Here is a 12030-nt window from a genome sequence, read left to right as displayed (position 1 = left end):
TCACCACCAAGCCAACCGAACCCGAACCACAGATCACCCCACAACCGGAACCGAAACAGCTGCCGTGACTACACCACCCCGCGGGACATGACCCCCGGTTGGGGCCCCGGATGGGGCTGACGGCCCATGAACTGTAGGACCGCAACGCGGTCCTACAGTTGGTTTTTCAGCACCCCAGCATCGGCCTCGAAGAGGGCGCGGGCGGGGTCGCCGTTCACAGACTCAATGTGATCGCAGCGGCAAGGCCGCCGAGGCCGAGGGCGAAGGCTGCCTGTTTCCAGCCGCCCACACCCCAGGGGAAGTAACGGTCGGCGGCCAGCCGTCCCGGGCCAATGGCCGCAACGGCGAGGGCGACGACGGCGATGCACACGCTGTATTCCACGCCGCCGGCGGTCTCCCACAGGCCGTGGGCGCCGGTGACAGTGACCATGACATTGATCATGATGCCGATCAGGGCGGCAGCCGCCAGCGGTGTCAGCAGACCGAGGGCCAGTCCGAGGCCTCCGAGGAGCTCGGACAGACCCCCAATCGCGGCGAAGAGCTTGCCCGGGTGATACCCCAGGGCCGCGAATCCCTTGCCGGTCGCCGTCAGCCCCCGGCCTCCGAAGAGCCCGAAGACTTTCTGGGCGCCGTGGGCGGCCATCAACAAGCCGAAGGTCAGCCGGATGAGCAGCAGGCCGCAGTCCGCGGCGGAGTGCGGCCTGGGACGCTGACGTAGTCCGGGACGACGTGCAGCACTACGTCGCCGAGAGCCTCGGAACCCCGGACGGGGTCCTGATCGTGGATGACATCGGCTTCCTCAAGAAAGGCACCACATCCGCCGGCGTGCAGAGGCAGTACTCCGGTACGGCCGGTCGCACGGAAACCTGCCAGATCGGAGTCTGCGCCGCCTACGCCTCGGTCAAGGGCAGGACGCTGGTGGACCGGAAACTGTAACTTCCCAAGTCCTGGACCTCAGATGCGGTCCGGCGCCGAGCCGCGAAGGTCCCTGACAACCGCGTCTTCGCGACCAAGGGTGAGCTGGCCCGCGCGATGATCCTGCGGGCCCTGGCTTCGCCCCTGCCGATCGCCTGGGTGACGGGCGACTGCGCCCACGACCGAGACCGCTCTCGTCTTGCTCGAGGACCCCGCCGCCGCGGCGAGCTGTGCGGGCCGCTGGACTGGATCCCCGAAGTCCACCACCCGATCGAGAGCGGCGAGGCCGTCATCCCTGACGCGCTCCTGTCCTACCGGCGTGGCCCCGCCGACGGCGAAAGCGGGTCGATGCTCCGGGCGTTCGTGGAAGTCGACCGGGCCACTATGGGCCCCGAACGCCTCGCCGCCTAGCTGCCCGCATACGAGCGCCTCCACCGCTACGTACCCGCGGTCCCGGGACGCCGGCCGACCCTCAAGGAGCCAGGCCTGGAGGCGTGGCGGCGGCGCTACCGCTGTTCCCCCGCGTCCTGTTCGTCCTGGACGGCACCGGAGCGGCCGGTGTCGACTCGGTGAAGGCGCCCGGCCGTGCGTAGGAACGCGGCGAGCTGGGTCGCCGGCTGCGCCGGTGCCGCCACCGGGGTGCTCACTCTCCCTGAGCGGGAGTTGTGCCAGGTGTGATGGCGAGTTGAGTGACCGCTGCGGTCAGCTGATGTTGAATGTGCGCGGTCAGCGACGGGCCCTTGACCGCGTCGACGATGTCCTGGGCGAGGCGGTGCAGCTTGGTGTTCGTGTGCTGGGAGACCATGACCAGGACGGTCCAGGCTTCCTCGGGGGTCAGGTTGAAGGAGGCCATCAGCACTCCGCGGGCGAGGTCGATGACCGGCCGGGTCTCCATGGCCCGGCGCAGTTGGATGACCTCAGTGCGAGCGTCCGGTCCGGCATCGTCGGTCAAGGCGTCTTCGGCGTCATGGGTCATGGCGATGGCAGGGGGAGTCGGAGGGGAACAGGGGCAGTGTGCCGGTGAGCGTCAGCAGTCTCGTCACAGCCGGACTGGACTGCCGGACGGTGACGGTCTTGCCGTCGTGCAGTGCATGTTGCCGCAGGCGCAGCAACATGTTGAGGCCGGAGCAGTCGCAGAACTGCACGCCACCCAGGTCAAGGTCCACGCCGGTCAGTGACAGGGCAAGGGCGTCCTGCAGGACAGAGCCAAGCCATGCGCTGCTGTCAAGGTCCACCTCCCCGGCCACCCGGGTGAGCAGCCGCTCGCCCTCGGAGTACGTCTCGGCCTGAAGGGACAGTTGCGGGTGGTGCCCGGTCAGCCGCACCACTGCTCGGATGGGGCCAGCTGAACCCGCCCCGAGCCGTCCTGTCCCTGCGGGTTCAGGCATGACCGCCGCTCCCCTCACCTTGTGCACTCCCGGTCCAGCTTCGGCACCGCCCTTCATACCCGTCAAGGGTTACATGAAAAATCTTTCGCCCTTTTGTTTTCGTGAACCCTCTCTCCTATCCTGGGGCGCATGGGTGGAGTGCCGGAGTCGCACACAGGCTGGACCTTCTTGACCAATCACGCACGCGTGCTGGCGGCGATCGCCGACGATCCCCACACGCGCATCCGCGACCTCGCCGCGCATTGCCGGCTCACCGAGCGCGCCGTACAGAAGATCATCGCGGACCTGGAGGAAGCGGGCTATCTGTCGCGCATCCGGCACGGGCGCTCCAACACCTACCGCATCGCATCCGATGTCCCGTTGCGGCACCCGGTCGAGGCCGAAGCCGGAGTGACGGTGGCCACCCTGCTGTCCATACTCGCCAGCCACGACTCACAGCGGAGCAGCCACCTGGAGTCGCCGCAGACCGCGGTCTCAGCCACCGGAGGGCCCTCGTACGAGGGCGAGAGGTAACCGCCCCTTCAAGACGAAGCCGGTAAGCGGTTCGGGGGCCCGGGGAGGGGACGTTAAACGCGGGGGGAGCCGGTGGAATTCGACCTCACCGTCGACGCCGCGGGTGTCCGCGCTTCCTTGGAACGGTCACTGCGGCAACCGCGATCATCTGGCTCCGCTCATGACCGACCGGACCCGCTCGGTTCAAGCGCAAGGGTCTGGCCAACCGCCGCGAGCAGTTCGAGCGGCAACTCCTTATCCCCCCTGTCCAATGGCGAGCCCGAGCCAGCGACCGGGATCCCGGTGCGGCCACGCTTGCATGCTTCCAGTCAGCTGGCTCAGGCAGTTGATCGGCTCGGGCACCGCCTCCCCCTCGAGGGCGGCCCGCAGATACGGCAACAGGTCAGTGACGAGCGGCTCGCCCCAGCGTGCCGTAAGGGCTGCGATCAGGGCGTCCAGGTAGGCCCGCAGGTTTGCGTCAGCCTCGCACGCCGCCTGACCGTCGTCCTCATCCCAGAACTCCTGACTGGCCCGCAAGATTCGCACGCGATGCTCAGAAGCCATCTTTGAACCTCTCGCAAGGCCCCAAGATGGCTCCGGACTCCTATCCGTGACCCACAGTGCAAAGTAGAGAGATGATCAGCTACTCACCGCTCAGTCGACCGGTTCCTCGTGGTGCAGCAGTCGCATGACGGTGGCCACTGAAGGATGTTGAACCTTCCCCTTGATCGTGGACACCTGGAGACTGGGACACGAGGTTCCAGAGGAAGTAGTGCCAGGTGGGAAGTAAGAGCAACCGCAGCAGGCGGTACACGGAGGAGTTCAAACGGGACGCGGTCGCGCTCGTGCGCTCCTCCGGGAAGACCGTCACCGAGGTGGCCCGCCAGCTCGGGGTCAGTGCTGAGGGACTGCGGAACTGGGGCAAGCAGGATGCGGTCGACCGCGGGCAGGGGGCGCCGGGAGAGTTGACGACGGCTGAGCGCGAAGAACTGCGCCGACTGCGGAGGCTGGCCGCCGAGCAGGCGGAGACGATCGAGGTGCTGCGAAAAGCGGCGGTCTTCTTCGCGAAGGAGAAGCAACTCCTCGATCCGGTGCCGGGCATGTCCAGCGGATCTCTCCAAGGACCTCTCCGCGCACTTCACCAGGCATTTCGACGTGTTCCAACCAGGCGGCTCTGTTGGGGTGGTTCACCGTCGTTCCCGCCAGCGGCGAACTCGTCCAGTCTGATGGGTCCCGGCCCCCACGCTGACAATGAGTCAGGCACCGTACGAGACGGGGACAGCAGCATCGAAGCAGCAGAGCGTCGTACAAGCCCAAGTCGCCGACTTGACGGGGAGGCTGCTTCAGTTATCGGCGTCATCGGTCCTATCGTCGCGGCGAGCCCGTACGCAGCGGATCATCTCTTCCGCGTACGGCAGGACGACGCAGAGGCCGACTCCGGCGGCGATGGCGCCGAGGTAGCCGGCGGACAGCGGGCGCTCCTTGGGAAGAAGCTTCCAGTCGTCGGCGCGGCGGCCGCCCTTGAGGGCTTTGCGGACCTGGTCCCAGTGCAGGCAGGTGGTGAAGGCTGCGGCCGTCAGCGGCAAGACTTCGAGGAAGCTGTGGATGTGCTGCTCAGCGGGCGAGACTTCACGCTTGTCGGTGGCCAGCGACACATCCCACAGCGCTGTGCCCTCATGCGCGAGAGCGGCGCCGCCCATGAGCGACAGCACCAGCGGATTCACCTTGGCGGTCAGGCCCGCGACCACCGGCAGGCCGGCCTCGGTCATCATCAGGGCGTGAACCGCTGATTCGCGCACACCGCTCGTGTGCTCGATATCGGACCGGCGGTGCATCACCCAATCGGCGACAGCCGGCACGAACCACAAGGGCATGATGCCGTACAGCAGGAACCTGCGGTTGGTGTTCTCGACGTCGTCGGCACCCCGCGGGATGCGCAGGGTGGGACCGGAGCGCCAGCGTTGCCAGCGAGTGAACGCGGAACGGCGAACAATACGCATGAATGCCTTTCGTCGGTGACGCATGCGGTGCAGGTTCCCGATCGCTCATCTGCCCTTCGCGGACGCCGGACTGCTAGGACGAGCTCCGGTGAAGGCTCCGCCCATCGGGACGCCAGCGGCCGCCGAGAGTCAGCGCCCGACTGCCTTACGCAGCTGGTCCTTGTTCATCGAGGAGCGGCCCTCGATGTTCTTCTTCTTGGCCTCTTCGTAGAGCTGGTCCCTCGTGGGGCCCTGCGCACCGCCGCGGGAGCGCTCGCCACCACGCTGCGACGCGGACTTCTTGTCGCCAGTGGAGGTCTTGCTCGCCATCTTCGACTCCCCCGACCTCGCACGCTCCTTGTTGACCGTCCGCGCGGCGATTTCCTTCGCCCGCCCCGCAGAAGCACCGCGCTTCTGCGCGCCCTCCTTGATGTGCTCGTACTGACGCTCACGCTTGGAACTGGATCCTCTCGGCATGACAACTCCCACAGCTAAGAAGGGCGGTCCACTCTCCGAAAGAACGCGTTCCCGCCCCTGTGAAACCCACACCGCAGGAAACGCACCTCCACTGCACCTGACGGCGGGACGGGCCGCGACAGCAAGGCCGATCGAGCGGTGGCGGCGTCGCAGAGCCATCCGCAACCGGGCCGCCGACGTGCCCCGGCTGGGCAGCAACGAGGACCGCGCGGAGGCATGCCGGCAAGGTCACCTGCGCCGAGACTGAGCCGCGCGGCCTGACCACCCGACCGAACCAGACGCAAGCGCGATACGCACCGGCCCCGCAGACAGGAGGAGCAGGGTTCCACTGCTGAGTCTGCGGAGCCGGTGCATGGCCCACGTACCCTGCGGTGCGTCCGATAAGCCCGATCCCTCCCAATCGCCGCAAAGAAGCGTCTTTTACACGCCAGTGGGCCCGGCCGTAGCGGCCGGGCCCACTCATTGCTCAGGCGTAGGGCGCGCTCCTCGCGCCGGGTGCCTTTCGCCTACCAGCGGTACCAGCGGCCCCTACGGCCGCCGCTGTCCGCAGACCGGACGACGAAGCCGAGCAGCCACACGATGAGCACGATCACCGCGATCCACCACAGTGCCTTCAGCGCGAAGCCCGCACCGAAGAGGATCAGAGCCAGCAGAAGAACGAGAAGCAGGGGAACCATCGTCATCAACCTCCTGGCCACCGAATTCCCTTACTTCAGCCCTATAAGCACACAAAATATGAGTTACTTCCAAGGAATGAGGGGCATAAGCGCGCCGCATGCCGTACGGTTCCCCTTCACTCACACCCAACGCACCGCAGACACGCAGCGCGTTTCACTCAAAGCGATGCCGTGGCCTGGGATCTGCCGGACCATGACGGGCTCGCGCGTACAGCCGACACCCGAGACTGGCAACCGAGGGGGCTCAGCCGCACGACCGCACTCGAGAAGTCCGAGCTCAGGCCGAACGGCGCGCCATCGGCAGGCCCGCACAGGCAAGGCCATGGGCGATACCCATGAGACCAGCGAATCGCTGTGAATCAATCACGTTCCCGGAAGTGAGTGATGCCGTTGCTCCCCACGGGCGAGCAGTCGCCTGAAGCAGTGGCGGACCATGGGCGGTTCGTTTCTCCGGTGAACCCCCACCCGCCATCCGAATGAACCCGGCGACCGCCGCAGTGCACTGGCCACGGCACCCGCGGCCCAGGGTGACTCACACAGCCCGCCGCCCGCGACCAGCGTGAGCACTCCGGACGACCGTCACACCAGCCTTTTGACCTGCGGCTACAAGTTGGCGGAGGCTCACTCCCGGCCGGTGGACTCCACTCCGTGGAGTGGATGCCGGGCATCGTCGGTGCGCACCCGCGGCATCGGGTGCACTCAGCGGCCGGACCCCGGCCGCGGTGCGGTCCCTGCAGCTGCGGGCGGTGCACCCGCTGGTCTTCCTCACGCACCGGGTGCACTGCGTCGGCATCGTCCTGTTCGGCGTAGCGGTCCGCGCGGGCACGCGAGTCGGCGGCCGCCGTGGTGAAGGCTTCCTGGAGGTGGCGCAGCCGTTCGACTGTGAGATCGAGGGCTTCCACGTCCGTGCGGGATTCCCGCAAGGCCCGTAGCGCCGACAGGTCGATCGCCTGCCGGCGCCCGGCCTCCGGCTCCTGGTCGCCGTGCTCGGAGCCGACGGCCGGGGGCGCGAGCAGCTGCTGGGGCATCGCCGCCTGCTGGTGCGCGACGACGTCGTACGCCCGGCCTTGCGTGGCGGCGGTGGTGCGCAGCTTCTCGCGGACCACCGCGCCGGCGAGGACGGCCCGCTCATACTGCAACGGAACGCGGGGTATCTCCCACTCCCCCGGCTCCAGTCCGAAGGCCGGGGCGCGGCCGGTGTGCCCGGGTCGGCCGGGGGCTGCCGGTCCGGGTCCGGGAGGGTGGTCGGCGGGCGGCAGTCGGGTTCCAGGTCGGCCAGCGACCAGCGGGCGCTGTAGAGATGGTAGGCGGGCAGCAGGCCGCGCAGCGTCTTCGGCTCGCTGATGTCCAGACAGCACGCGGCGAGCGCGGCGTCCACGATTTTCTCGTCCAGGCCGGCTCGCGGCGACGGCCGCGCAGGACGAGAGCGAGGCGACGGCGGGCTTCGGCCAGCAGGTGCCGGCGGTGGAACCAGCCGCCGCCGCTCATCACGAACACCGTCGCGGTGACGTCGACGGCCGCCAGGGCGACGTCGACGACAGCGGCATCGCCGAGTCGACCTCCCAAGCCCATCAGGCCGGATCCGAGATCCTCGTCGGCCTGGTGGACGAGCTGATCGCCGTGTGGGACGGGAAACCGGCGCGGGGATACGGAGGCACCGCGGACGTGGTGGCGTACGCCAAACGGACCGGCGTACCGGTGCGGGTGCTATGGCCCGAAGGAGCCAGCCGGTGAATCGTTGAACGCTATGCCCTTCCGTAACTTGAGGGCTGCGCCAAACCGGTGGCTGGCGACAGCCGGCAGCTCAGCGGTTATCGGTGATCTACCAACGAAGCAGTCGGGTTGCAAGGAGGGAGTCGTCCTCGACACGGGCACCGGGCAGCCGGTGCCGGGCCGCGATGAGGGCCGCGTCAATATCGCTGGTACCAGTCGACACACACAGCGTGTAAGCAATGTCGTCCATCCGCCGGCGCACCTCCTCATGCCCCTCTTCCGCCTGCAAAACACGCAGGGTCTCGTACTGCTCGACCAAGTTCTTCAGCACCGCGGGATGCGCCATGAGCATCACAAGCCTCCCTTGCAGCCACCAATCGCATGCACCTGACACCGATCCATGTGCCCCGCCTCCCGGACACCATTCCCCCGATGTCCAGCCACGCGGCTTGAGCTCCAAGCCAGCGCGGACTCAGCCGGAGGCAGAGCCTGGACCCTCCGCCGATCCCCGAGACGTGGGAGCCAGCGGGCCGACGGAGGCGGACGTCAGACCGTCGGGCGCTTCGCCCGCCCTGCCGAGTGTGCCGGCACCCGTCGTGCCGGGGCGTTGCGATCCCCGACACTGACAACCTCGACCTGGACCGGAGCGGACCAACCCGGCCGCGGACGCCTGCTGAGGGCGGCTTGCGTCAGAGCCTGTGTACGCGCGAGGGCTCGTGCCAGGCAGAAGCGGCCCTTGATCGCCGTGTGCGCGCCCCTGGCGGTACGACCGGACGTGACGCGGGACGGATTCGGCAGGACTCAGATACGGGGCCAGTCCTGGCTGGCGGTCACCTCGCGTGCGATACGACGCCACTGGGCCTCTCCCCCGGGCAGCGGCCAGGCCCAGGTCAGCTGTTCCGCTGTGTTCAGGTCGTGAAGCAGGCGGACGAGCGGTGGCGGCGCCGTCCGGGACGGTGGGGCCGTGGACGGCGCGGAGTTCGGCGAAGCGTGCCAGTTCGTACTCGTAGCAGCCCACGGCCTCATCGATGCGCGCGGCCAGGTCATCGCGCGGCACCGTGCGGTGCAACTGCAGTAGCGGAGGCTCGACGGACTCGGCGATCGCCGCGGCGACCCGCGCGTGACCGTCCATGATCAGATGACAGTCCAGGCCGCTGACCCACCACAACAGGACGGGTGGCAGTGTTCCTTCGCGGGCCTGCTTGCGGTACGCCTTGACCCGGCTGTCGACGGCATCGGGCATCGGCCGCAGCGCAAGGACCTCCCACGAACCGGAATGGACGAACCAGTCGATGTATCCGTCCGGATGGCCGTCGACGAGCATCGAGCTCCAGTACTCGGCGTACGAAGTATCAGCGTGGCGCCGGCGCCGGAGCGGACTCTCGCGCGAGAGCAGCCACCGGCCCTCGTGCAACGGGCTGTCCGGCGAGTCGATGAGGTACTGCGCAAAGCGGTGAGCCCACCGCTGGGGGCTGCCCGCCAGAGCATGCCCCACATCGGCGCGTAGCGGTGGGACGAAGGAGTGGTACTCGTCGGTGCGCCAGAAGTCCACGCCCTGGAGGTGCTCGTCGACAGCGGCGAGCAGCACAGGCCGCGAAAGCTGGGAGACCAGCAGTCGCGGCCCGGCTGTCAAAACGCACAGCCCCGGCTGCCGGCGGTCCTGTACGTCCAGGGACAGACCCGCCCACGTGCCGTCCTCCCGCGTGACATCGCTGCGCTGCATGCCGAGAGCGTAGTGCCACACCGAACTCGCCTCCGGTGTCCTGCAGTTGTTGCACCAAGTTCACGACCCGCCGATCAATCCGCCTACCTGGTCCGACGTCCGGGCAGCCCCACCAACCCACACCTGATCCTGGTCCGGGAGCACCTACCGGCCGCCGCCAGAACCTGGCGAGCCGGCCCGGCGGCTTCGGCGCCCGCCTGGACAGAAGACGCCTGACCAGCACTTCCAAAATGGCGACCGCTGAGGGCTGGGCTCTGGCTGGGAGAGCTGACCCATTTTTGGGACTTCGCCGAGGAACGCAGGTTCTTGATCGACATCGCGAGCCCGGCGGTCGGCAAGAACCCGCTCGACCCGGAGAGGGGCCAGCAGATGGCCATGGAAGAAGCCTTGCCCCTTGCCTCCCTGCCGGCCCGGCTCACTCGCCCGCGCTACCTGGCGCTGGAAAAGCGGGTATGAGGTGTGTCCGGACAGTACGAGTGCAGCGGAGGCGTAACAGTGGACTGGAGTCGGTTCGCGCAGCAGATGGCGTCGATGGCGCGTGACCTGCTGGCACAGGATTCGGTCGGTGCCACGCTGGAGAGGATCACCGCTTCGGCCACCGAGCTGGTGTCCGGCTGTGACGCGGCCGGCATTCTCGTGCTGCACGGCAGGCAGGTGCAGACGCTCGCCCCCACTCACCGTCTGGTCGTCGACAGCGACCAGCTCCAGGAGCGCCTGGGTGAGGGGCCGTGTTTCGATGCCGCCCGCAGTGGCGTGAAGGAGCGGGTCTTGCGCATCGCCGACCTCACCGTCGAGCACCAGCGCTGGCCCGCCTACGCCCCCGAAGCCCACGCGCTCGGTGTGGGCAGCATGATGGGATTCCTGCTGTACACCGACGACGAAGAACTCGGCGCACTCAACCTCTACTCCCGCCGCCCCGGCGCGTTCACCGATGTCAGCGAGACGGCCGGCTGGCTGCTGGCCTCCCACGCCGCCGTCGCCTTCTCCAGCGCCCGCACCCACGCCCAGATGGAACAAGCCGTCGCCACCCGCCACATCATCGGCGAAGCCATGGGCATCCTCATGGGCGCCCACCACCTCACCGAAGAACAGGCCTTCGACGTCCTGCGCCGCGTCTCCCAGGAGAACAACATCAAACTCCGCGAGGTCGCCCGCAGGGTTTGCGAACAGGGCAGCCCGTAATACCCGGGCACCGCTTCAGGAGCGGCTCGGGCAGGGCTGCCCGCCGCCCGGCGGTCGGCGTGCACCCACCACCACTGGGACCACACCAGGGTGCCTGCGCCTGGGAAGTGGAGGAAAACGTCGCTCAGGAATCAGGCGCTCCTGCGGTCGCCAAGGTGCGGCACAGGGCAGACCCCACGCAGAGCGCTCCACGCCACCCGCCCGCTTGCAAGACATGCCGCAGTGACAGACGACGTATCTGTGGCACGGCAGCCCACTGGTCGGCGGGCCGTCGCCGCGGGTGTGGCGGGAGGCGATGTGCAGCACGGTGATCTCGTGCGCGAGCGCGTCGTCGGCGGCCTGACGAGCGCAGCGGGCGACCTCGCCCTCGCACCAGGCGTAGTAGGAGGAGCGGGCGACCATCAGTACCCGGCACAGCAGGACGATCGGGTAGGCCGCCGTCTCCGCATGGATCAACCGGTACAGCTCGCTCACCGGTCGTTCTCCTTCACGAAGAAGGCCGTCGCTTTTTCAGGATCTCGATCGTCTGCTGCTGTTCACGGACCTCCTTGCGCAACCGCTTGAGCTCCTCGCGTTCGGCGCTGGTCAGCTCACCGGACTCGCTCTCGCCCCGGCCCGCTTTGGCCCGGCGGTACCAGCCGCGCAGGGACTCCGAGCTGATACCGAGCGAGCTCCCGGGCGACGGCGGTGACCGTCTTGCCCGAGGAATCGACGAGCGCGATCGCGTCCCGCTTGAACTCCTCGGTGTACCGCTTCGTGTACTTGCTTCCCACCTGGTGCTACTTCCTCTGGAACCTCAAGATCCCAGTCTCCAGGTGTCCACGATCAAGGGGAAGCTTCACGAGGCCCACTTCGGGCCGCTGCGGCAGTTCACCGTCGCCAACTCCAACCATCGCAACCACACCGTCCAGACCCGAGCCCTGCACGCCTACCTGCGCTGGCGGAACAAGGAAGCCCGCCATCCCGACGTGCAAGCCGCCCAACGGCGCGAGCGCGCCCGCATCCGTAGTGAGAAGGGCATCCGCTGAGGCGGACGTCCGCCGAACGCCGCAGCCGGAGATCACTACTGGCCTGCCTCGCGTCCATCCCAGGATGATGTGCTCCGATTCTTGGCATACTCACTGCTTTCGCCTGGAGGATGTGACGATGATTCTGGTTACTGGTGCGAGCGGCAACGTCGGAACGGCCCTCCTCACTCGTCTTCATGCCGATGGCGTGGACGCGCGGGCGGCCTACCGTGATCCGCACACCACGGCTCAGGTGATCGAGTCGGGCGGCCAGGCGGTGACGCTCGATCTGACCATGCCGGACACGATCGGTCCTGCACTCGACGGCATCGAGGCCGTATTCCTTCTCGGCGCGACGAGCCCTGCCCAAACGACACACGAACTGAAGCGCTCCGGGATCGGTGGAGGCTCTATGCGTTGGCTCCAGCCGCCGGTTGGGGCTGGTGTTGAGCGTAGTGGTTGGTCTCGTGTTCGTGG

Annotated in this window: 17 protein-coding genes and 4 pseudogenes; 10 read left to right on the top strand and 11 right to left on the bottom strand. The window is 67.9% G+C overall.

Translation table 11 applies throughout. The annotated features are described in order from the left end of the window. Positions 1-214: 214 nt before the first annotated feature. A complete protein-coding gene (locus tag ACWDEN_RS46960) occupies positions 215-643 on the bottom strand; it encodes a DoxX family membrane protein (RefSeq protein ID WP_450864188.1) in 429 nt (142 codons plus the stop codon). Between the two features lie 53 nt (positions 644-696). Between ACWDEN_RS46960 and ACWDEN_RS46955 the strand changes: the two are divergent. After that, positions 697-1095 (top strand): annotated as a pseudogene (locus ACWDEN_RS46955) (IS701 family transposase); the annotation flags it as partial. Beyond that, on the top strand, positions 1075-1326 hold the full coding sequence (locus ACWDEN_RS46950) for a replication-relaxation family protein (protein WP_351602333.1): 252 nt from the start codon (positions 1075-1077) through the stop codon (positions 1324-1326). The pseudogene ACWDEN_RS46955 and the gene ACWDEN_RS46950, both read left to right, overlap by 21 nt. 232 nt (positions 1327-1558) lie before the next feature. Here the strand turns inward: ACWDEN_RS46950 and ACWDEN_RS46945 are convergent, their stop codons facing one another. Continuing rightward, positions 1559-1867, bottom strand: coding sequence for an ANTAR domain-containing protein (locus tag ACWDEN_RS46945; RefSeq protein ID WP_351601970.1), 309 nt, complete (start codon positions 1865-1867; stop codon positions 1559-1561). 13 nt (positions 1868-1880) lie between these two features. Continuing rightward, positions 1881-2243: an STAS domain-containing protein gene (locus ACWDEN_RS46940; RefSeq protein WP_450864186.1), complete on the bottom strand. Its 363-nt coding sequence runs from the start codon at positions 2241-2243 to the stop codon at positions 1881-1883. 189 nt (positions 2244-2432) lie between these two features. On the opposite strand from ACWDEN_RS46940, the gene ACWDEN_RS46935 reads away from it, so the two are divergent. Then, complete coding sequence (locus tag ACWDEN_RS46935) at positions 2433-2816, top strand: helix-turn-helix transcriptional regulator (RefSeq protein WP_450864184.1); 384 nt, start codon at positions 2433-2435, stop codon at positions 2814-2816. Between the two features lie 234 nt (positions 2817-3050). Here the strand turns inward: ACWDEN_RS46935 and ACWDEN_RS46930 are convergent, their stop codons facing one another. Beyond that, positions 3051-3359 (bottom strand): hypothetical protein, encoded by a 309-nt coding sequence (locus ACWDEN_RS46930; RefSeq protein ID WP_450864183.1) that lies wholly within the window; start codon positions 3357-3359, stop codon positions 3051-3053. A gap of 215 nt (positions 3360-3574) precedes the next feature. On the opposite strand from ACWDEN_RS46930, the pseudogene ACWDEN_RS46925 reads away from it, so the two are divergent. Next, positions 3575-3796 (top strand): annotated as a pseudogene (locus ACWDEN_RS46925) (transposase); the annotation flags it as partial. Positions 3797-4138: 342 nt separating this feature from the next. Here the strand turns inward: ACWDEN_RS46925 and ACWDEN_RS46920 are convergent. The 3 genes from ACWDEN_RS46920 to ACWDEN_RS46910 form a co-directional block, all read right to left on the bottom strand. After that, complete coding sequence (locus ACWDEN_RS46920) at positions 4139-4819, bottom strand: diguanylate cyclase (RefSeq protein ID WP_450864181.1); 681 nt, start codon at positions 4817-4819, stop codon at positions 4139-4141. Positions 4820-4924: 105 nt separating this feature from the next. Beyond that, on the bottom strand, positions 4925-5251 hold the full coding sequence (locus ACWDEN_RS46915) for a plasmid stabilization protein (protein WP_351601987.1): 327 nt from the start codon (positions 5249-5251) through the stop codon (positions 4925-4927). Positions 5252-5757: 506 nt separating this feature from the next. Next, the gene (locus ACWDEN_RS46910) at positions 5758-5928 is read right to left on the bottom strand and encodes a hypothetical protein (RefSeq protein WP_055705189.1); all 171 of its coding nucleotides are present in this window, start codon (positions 5926-5928) and stop codon (positions 5758-5760) included. A 722-nt stretch (positions 5929-6650) separates the two neighbouring features. On the opposite strand from ACWDEN_RS46910, the gene ACWDEN_RS46905 reads away from it, so the two are divergent. Both ACWDEN_RS46905 and ACWDEN_RS46900 read left to right on the top strand, forming a co-directional pair. Then, the gene (locus ACWDEN_RS46905; RefSeq protein ID WP_351602348.1) at positions 6651-6860 is read left to right on the top strand and encodes a hypothetical protein; all 210 of its coding nucleotides are present in this window, start codon (positions 6651-6653) and stop codon (positions 6858-6860) included. 610 nt (positions 6861-7470) lie between these two features. After that, positions 7471-7662: pseudogene (locus ACWDEN_RS46900) on the top strand (hypothetical protein); the annotation flags it as partial. Between the two features lie 88 nt (positions 7663-7750). On the opposite strand, the gene ACWDEN_RS46895 reads toward ACWDEN_RS46900, so the two are convergent. Continuing rightward, entirely contained in the window at positions 7751-7993 is a 243-nt protein-coding gene (locus tag ACWDEN_RS46895) for a DUF5133 domain-containing protein (protein ID WP_351601990.1), read from the bottom strand. Positions 7994-8113: 120 nt separating this feature from the next. Beyond that, positions 8114-9364, bottom strand: a complete 1251-nt coding sequence (locus ACWDEN_RS46890; protein ID WP_450864178.1) for a hypothetical protein — start codon at positions 9362-9364, stop codon at positions 8114-8116. Positions 9365-9670: 306 nt separating this feature from the next. Here ACWDEN_RS46890 and ACWDEN_RS46885 point away from each other — a divergent pair, with 306 nt between their 5' ends. Both ACWDEN_RS46885 and ACWDEN_RS46880 read left to right on the top strand, forming a co-directional pair. After that, entirely contained in the window at positions 9671-9820 is a 150-nt protein-coding gene (locus tag ACWDEN_RS46885; protein WP_351601996.1) for a hypothetical protein, read from the top strand. A 39-nt stretch (positions 9821-9859) separates the two neighbouring features. After that, positions 9860-10546 carry a GAF and ANTAR domain-containing protein gene (locus tag ACWDEN_RS46880; protein WP_351601998.1) on the top strand — a complete coding sequence of 229 codons (687 nt, stop codon included), beginning with the start codon at positions 9860-9862 and terminating at the stop codon, positions 10544-10546. Between the two features lie 15 nt (positions 10547-10561). On the opposite strand, the gene ACWDEN_RS46875 is transcribed toward ACWDEN_RS46880, so the two are convergent. Further along, on the bottom strand, positions 10562-11020 hold the full coding sequence (locus ACWDEN_RS46875; RefSeq protein WP_450864176.1) for a hypothetical protein: 459 nt from the start codon (positions 11018-11020) through the stop codon (positions 10562-10564). Between the two features lie 116 nt (positions 11021-11136). Next, a complete protein-coding gene (locus ACWDEN_RS46870) occupies positions 11137-11319 on the bottom strand; it encodes a transposase (RefSeq protein ID WP_450864174.1) in 183 nt (60 codons plus the stop codon). A 69-nt stretch (positions 11320-11388) separates the two neighbouring features. Between ACWDEN_RS46870 and ACWDEN_RS46865 the strand changes: the two are divergent. Both ACWDEN_RS46865 and ACWDEN_RS46860 read left to right on the top strand, forming a co-directional pair. Then, a pseudogene (locus tag ACWDEN_RS46865) lies at positions 11389-11574 on the top strand (IS630 family transposase); the annotation flags it as partial. A 118-nt stretch (positions 11575-11692) separates the two neighbouring features. Beyond that, on the top strand, positions 11693-12030 hold a 338-nt coding region (locus ACWDEN_RS46860; protein ID WP_450864172.1), incomplete at its 3' end, for an SDR family oxidoreductase.

The organism is Streptomyces sp. NPDC001153 (genome assembly GCF_053598315.1).
The sequence above is the reverse complement of the archived record's forward strand: the minus strand, read 5'-3'. Positions and strand labels throughout refer to the sequence as shown.